Source organism: Cobetia sp. (genome assembly GCF_983723665.1).
This window is the reverse complement of sequence record NZ_CFDJES010000163.1, coordinates 1-5,557: the sequence shown is the minus strand read 5'-3', so window position 1 is coordinate 5,557 and position 5,557 is coordinate 1. Positions and strand designations below refer to the sequence as shown.

The window sequence follows — 5,557 nt, the reverse complement described above, 5'->3', positions numbered from 1 at the left end:
CAACCCGATGGCTCCTTGACGATGGAGGTCGCGGCCATCGTGGCCGTCTGATCAAGCCCCTGCGCGAGCCAGGGCAGCGCCTTGCCAATGGGGGTCAACGCCTTGCATGAAGCGGATCGAAGGATTGCGCGCGCCAGATCAAGACAATGCCAGATTGGATTGGCAAACCGTCACGAGACCTGACCATACTGGGCGTGCGTTCCTTCATCTCCACTCGTTTCACCGGGAGTCCGCCGCATGAGTATCCGTCTGCTTGCCTTTGCCGCCAGTACCCGCAAGGCCTCCGTCAATCGACGCCTGATCGAGCGCCTGGCGCACCACGCCCGGCAGGAAGGTGCCGAGGTCAGTCTGCTCGATCTCAACGACTTCCCGATGCCGCTCTACGATGGCGACAGCGAAGAGGCCAATGGCCGTCCCGCCAGCGCCGACCGCCTGCAGGAGATGCTGGCCAGCCATCAGGGGCTGCTGCTGGCGACGCCGGAATACAACGGCTTCTTCAGCCCGCTGCTCAAGAACACCTTCGACTGGCTATCACGCCCGGCGGCGGATGGCCAGAGCGGCATGGACGCCTTGCGCGGCATGCCGGTCGGCATCGTCTCGGCCTCACCGGGTGCCATGGGCGGCATGCGCGCGCTGCCCTTCGTGCGCCTGTACCTGAACAACCTCGGCATGCTGGTCGCGCCCCAGCAGATCGCGGTCTCGCGTGCCGCCAGCGCCTTCCACGAGGATGGCAGCCTGGATGACGAAGGCCAGGACCACGCCCTCGCGGCTGTCGCCCGCCAGGTGATCGACCTGGCCAGCCTGCGCGCCTCCTGAAGCGCCACGCTTCTTTCCTCACAGCTACGTTCCCGGCCAGACACTTGGCGCCTGCCAAACAAGAACGGCCCCCTGCCATTGGCAGGGGGCCGTTCCTTGATGCGCTGTCTGTGACGTCAGAGCGTCAGTGCATCACCTCAGACTTTGCCCCAGATTCAGGCTCAGGCCGAGAAATCGATACCGATACGGCGACCGACTTCCTCGTAGGCTTCGATCACGCCGCCCAGGCCCTGACGGAAGCGGTCCTTGTCGAGCTTCTCGCGCGTCTCGGCATCCCACAGACGGCAGCCGTCCGGCGAGAATTCGTCACCCAGCACGACCTCACCCTTGAAGACACCGAACTCGAGCTTGTAGTCGACCAGCAGGATGCCGCCGTCGAGGAACAGCTGCTTGAGGATGTCGTTGACCTGGAAGGTCAGTTCCTTGGCGCGTGCCAGGTGCTTGGGCTCTGCCCAGCCGAAGGTCTCGACCAGCGACTCGTTGATCATCGGGTCGCCCTTCTCGTCGTTCTTGAGGAACAGCTCAAAGGTCGGCGGATTGAGCTCGATGCCTTCCTCGACCCCCAGACGACGCACCAGTGAACCGGCGGAGATGTTACGCACCACGCACTCCACCGCCATCATGTCGAGACGCTTGACCAGACATTCGTTGTCGCTGACCAGACGCTCGAAGTGGGTCGGGATACCGGCCGCCTTGAGTTTCTCCATGATGAAGGCATTGAACTTGTTGTTGACCATGCCCTTGCGATCCAGCTGCTCGATACGCTTGCCGTCGAAGGCGCTGGTATCGTCGCGGAATTCCAGCAGCAGAAGATCCGGGTCGTCAGTGACGAAGACGGATTTGGCCTTGCCAGCGTAGAGCTCTTCACGCTTTTCCATGAGATTCCCCCTGATGACGCTAGACGCGTCGAGTGTTGAGGCGGTCGACGATGAATCGATCACGCTTGAGTCTGTCACGCCCAGTCGAGAAGGACTGTGGCGTTGGTGTATGGCGTGATTCGAGAGCTGTCCATCTGGTCAGCTCATCCAGAATCACAAACGCCCGATCGCGAAGCGACCGGGCGTCATGAATATCAGGCGATGGCCTGCCAGCCAAAGCCGCTGTCCTGCGCGGCGATGATCAGGCGACTATCGTCATCCGCAAGCCAGGGGGCCAGTGCCTCCCGGGCCAATGACGGATGGTTGTTGCTCTCCGACAGGTGCGAGGCCACCAGCCGCTGCAGGCGCGCCAGCCCCAGATAGGGCAAGGCGGCACACGCCTGGGCATTGGCCAGGTGACCGAGCCGCCCCCCGACCCGCCGCTTGAGGCTGGGCGGATACGGCCCGCTGGCCAGCATCTGCGGATCGTGGTTGAACTCCATCACCAGCGCATCGCAATCGGCAAAGCACTGCAGCACATGCTCACTGACATGGCCGAGATCGGTCAGCACGCCGAGGCGACGCGTGGCCGTCTCACCGCGCCGGTTGAACACGAACTGCACCGGCTCGCGCGCATCGTGGGGCACCGTGACCGGCAGAATCTCGAGATCCTTGATCGCGAACTCCTGCTGCGGCGTGATCAGATGGCGACTCGGCAGCGCACCGAGCTTCTTGGCACGCCCGGCAAGCCAGGTGCCGGTGGTCAGATGCACCGGCACACCATGACGACGCGCCAGCGGCCCCACGCCGCTCAGGTGATCACCATGTTCATGCGTGACCAGCACGGCGTCCAGCTGCGAGGGATGCACCCCGAGGCGCGCCAGGCGGGCCTCGGTCTCCTTGAGGGTGAAGCCGCAATCGACCAGCACCAGTGCCTCGCGAGTGCGGATCAGCGTGCCGTTGCCCTTGCTGCCGCTGCCCAGCGACGCCATCGCCATCACGCCCTGAGCGTCGCCACTCGGCCCACGGGCGGCCGCCAGCGCCCCACTGCCTGCCACCGGGAGGGGGATCTGAAACGACGCAGCCGCCTCACCCGACGAGTCGTCAGATGAGGCGGCGCAAGGCGTGTCGAGCCACATGCTCAGCGCAGTGTCGACGCCACGGCGTCGAGCAGCTCACGCGCCAGTGCCGGCGTGGTCTCTTCACCATCGGCACGGGTCGCCGTGACCAGGGTGTGGTCATTCTCGGCGCGCAGCTTGAGTACCATCGGTACCGGATCACCATCGCCACCGATACCCAACCAGCCGCCATCACGCTCTTCACGCGGGATGTAATCGACCATGAACTCGCCACGCGAGCGGTCCTGATCGGTCAGCGTCTGGTAGTCGGTGTTGAAGTTCTTCTGCAGCTGATAGAGCAGCTCGGCCCAGCTGCGCTCGGTGTCCAGCGCCAGATCGACCTGCCAGGTGCCATCGCGGCCTTCCAGGCGCACGCGGTCATCACGGCTGAGCGACTGGGCCGCCAGCGAGACACCACTATCGGCGGAAGACGCGGCCAGATAGCCGCTCAGCGCGTTCAGGCAGCTGCCGGCGACATCGCCGCCCTGCTGACAACGCACTTCGGAGGCATCGGCACGCAGCCCCTGGCTGACGCTGATGATGCCCTGGGCCGTGGTGATCTCGCCCTTGCCGGCATCGATGCTCTGCACATCAAGGCCCTGGTCGCGCACGAAGGACTGCAGACGCGTCCACACCGCTGCCGGCGCGGCGTTCACGGCCAGCCAGCGGGCATCGCCGCTCTGACGCATGGCGACGAACTCACGCCCGCCCTGCTCGCTGGTCGCCAGCGGCTGGGGGCGCGGTGCCTCGAAGTCGTCGCTGGCCAGGAAGTCACTGCTGGCCTGCGGCACTGGCATGGAATCCTGGTAATCACCACGATTGATCGTGTCCGGCAGCTCCAGCGGCGGCGCGATGCTGGCATCGGCATACTCGCTGTTGCGATCGTAGTAGTAGCCATCACTGGAACAGCCTGCGACCGCGAGCGCCGTCAGCAGGGCCAGTGGCACGAAACGCTGACTCATCAGTTGAGCACCTCGGCCAGTTGCAGTGCTTCCTCGACCGTGGAGTGGTACTGCTCGGACAGCCAGGTCAGCGGCAGACGCACGCCGGACTCCGGCGACAGGCCCATGCGATGCATGGCGAACTTGACCGGGATCGGGTTGGACTCGACGCCCATCGCGGAGTGCAGCGGCATCAGGCGCGTGTTGATCTGGTGAGCGCGCTCGGCATCGCCGGCCACGGCGGCTTCACACATCTCGTGCATCAGGCGCGGCGCGACGTTGGCCGTCACGGAGATATCGCCGTGGCCGCCCATCAGGATGAAGTCGCAGGCCGTGGGGTCATCGCCGGAGTAGAGCGCGAAGTCAGTGCCCTTGAGGCGGTCGATCAGTTCCTGACCACGCTCCAGGTTGCCGGTGGCATCCTTGAGGCCGACGATGTTGTCGAGCTCGGCGAGACGGAAGACCGTCTCGTTGTAGATATCGGAGCAGGTACGACCCGGCACGTTGTAGAGAATGACCGGGATACCGGCCTGCTCGGCGACGGCCTTGAAGTGCTGGTAGAGCCCTTCCTGGGTCGGCTTGTTGTAGTACGGCGCCACGGAGAGGCAGTAATCCGCACCGACTTCCTTGGCGTAGCGAGCCAGCTCGACCGCTTCAGAGGTGGCGTTGGCGCCCGTGCCGGCAATGACCGGAATCTTGCCGGCGACCGTCTCGACCACACAGCGGATGACATCGAAGTGCTCCGCGAAGGACATGGTGGTCGGCTCGCCGGTAGTGCCGGCGGCGACGATGGCATCGGTGCCATTTTCGAGGTGGAAGGCGACCAGCTGGCGCAGGGCGTCCCAGTCGATCTCGCCGGTGGCCTTCATCGGGGTCGCCAGTGCGACAATGCTACCTGTGATCATCCCTCGAATTCTCCTCTGGTGCCTGATGCGCCAGGCGTGTCCCTGCGCTGTTGAAACAACGGATCTCGGGGACAGACATCTGACATAAATTGGTTGACGCCGGACTCTGATTGCGTGGGCACGCCGACACGCGAGTCGCGTCAAGGGTGATGATGTTACAAAGACCATCGAAGCCTGTACAGACGCCATCTGCACCGGTTGTGCAAAGCGGTGGATTCCCTCGCCTGTCCACGGGGCAGATGCACGGTGGATGGGCGCGATGGCGCCGGTCGCCAAGACGGTGAAACACAAGAGTTCTGCCCTGTCTTTGACAAGTCAGGACGCCCTGCGTGTAATGCAGGACACACCGCAGAAGCGGGCAAGCGCGATGCCCATCACTGCCGGTTTTTTTCATCATTCAGCACTGTCAGCCGCCACATGGCCGTCAGTCATCGCCAGGAGAGCACGATGAGCGTCAGCCTCGGTCAGCCAATTCCCGACTTTACCGCCCAGGCCACCAGTGACACCGAAGTCACTCCGGCCAGCCTCAAGGGCAAGCAAGCCGTCATCTATTTCTACCCGAAGGACCACACGCCGGGCTGCACCACCGAAGGCGGTGACTTCCGCGACAACCTCGAGGAATTCGAAGCGGCCAACACCGTGATTCTCGGCGTTTCCCGCGACAGCCTGCGCACCCACGAGAACTTCCGGGCAAAACAGGGCTACCCGTTCGAGCTGATCAGCGACCCGGACGAGACCCTGTGCAAGATCTTTGACGTCATTCACATGAAGAAATTCATGGGCAAGGAAAGTCTCGGCGTGGTGCGCTCCACCTTCCTGATCGACGCCGACGGCAATCTGGCGCGCGAATGGCGTGGCGTGAAGGTCAAGGGCCATGTCGAGGAAGTGCTGGAAGCCGCCCGCGAGCTCAACGCTGACCG

Annotated in this window: 6 protein-coding genes; 2 read left to right on the top strand and 4 right to left on the bottom strand. The window is 64.0% G+C overall.

Annotated elements, in window-relative coordinates:
* The first annotated feature begins 237 nt into the window (after nucleotides 1–237).
* Nucleotides 238–816, top strand: a complete 579-nt coding sequence (locus tag AC4FAH_RS12950) for an NADPH-dependent FMN reductase (protein ID WP_043333775.1) — start codon at nucleotides 238–240, stop codon at nucleotides 814–816.
* A gap of 161 nt (nucleotides 817–977) precedes the next feature.
* Here the strand turns inward: AC4FAH_RS12950 and purC are convergent, their stop codons facing one another.
* From purC to dapA, 4 genes are all read right to left on the bottom strand, one after another.
* A complete protein-coding gene (gene purC, locus AC4FAH_RS12945) occupies nucleotides 978–1,694 on the bottom strand; it encodes a phosphoribosylaminoimidazolesuccinocarboxamide synthase (protein WP_043333774.1) in 717 nt (238 codons plus the stop codon).
* A gap of 194 nt (nucleotides 1,695–1,888) precedes the next feature.
* Nucleotides 1,889–2,671, bottom strand: a complete 783-nt coding sequence (locus AC4FAH_RS12940) for an MBL fold metallo-hydrolase (protein WP_043333823.1) — start codon at nucleotides 2,669–2,671, stop codon at nucleotides 1,889–1,891.
* Between the two features lie 143 nt (nucleotides 2,672–2,814).
* Nucleotides 2,815–3,753, bottom strand: a complete 939-nt coding sequence (locus AC4FAH_RS12935) for a hypothetical protein (protein WP_054556839.1) — start codon at nucleotides 3,751–3,753, stop codon at nucleotides 2,815–2,817.
* The gene (dapA, locus tag AC4FAH_RS12930) at nucleotides 3,753–4,637 is read right to left on the bottom strand and encodes a 4-hydroxy-tetrahydrodipicolinate synthase (RefSeq protein ID WP_043336386.1); all 885 of its coding nucleotides are present in this window, start codon (nucleotides 4,635–4,637) and stop codon (nucleotides 3,753–3,755) included. Before dapA ends, AC4FAH_RS12935 begins: the two co-directional genes overlap by 1 nt.
* 447 nt (nucleotides 4,638–5,084) lie before the next feature.
* On the opposite strand from dapA, the gene AC4FAH_RS12925 reads away from it, so the two are divergent.
* Nucleotides 5,085–5,557: peroxiredoxin (locus AC4FAH_RS12925; protein WP_054556838.1), on the top strand; the 473-nt coding region annotated here is incomplete at its 3' end.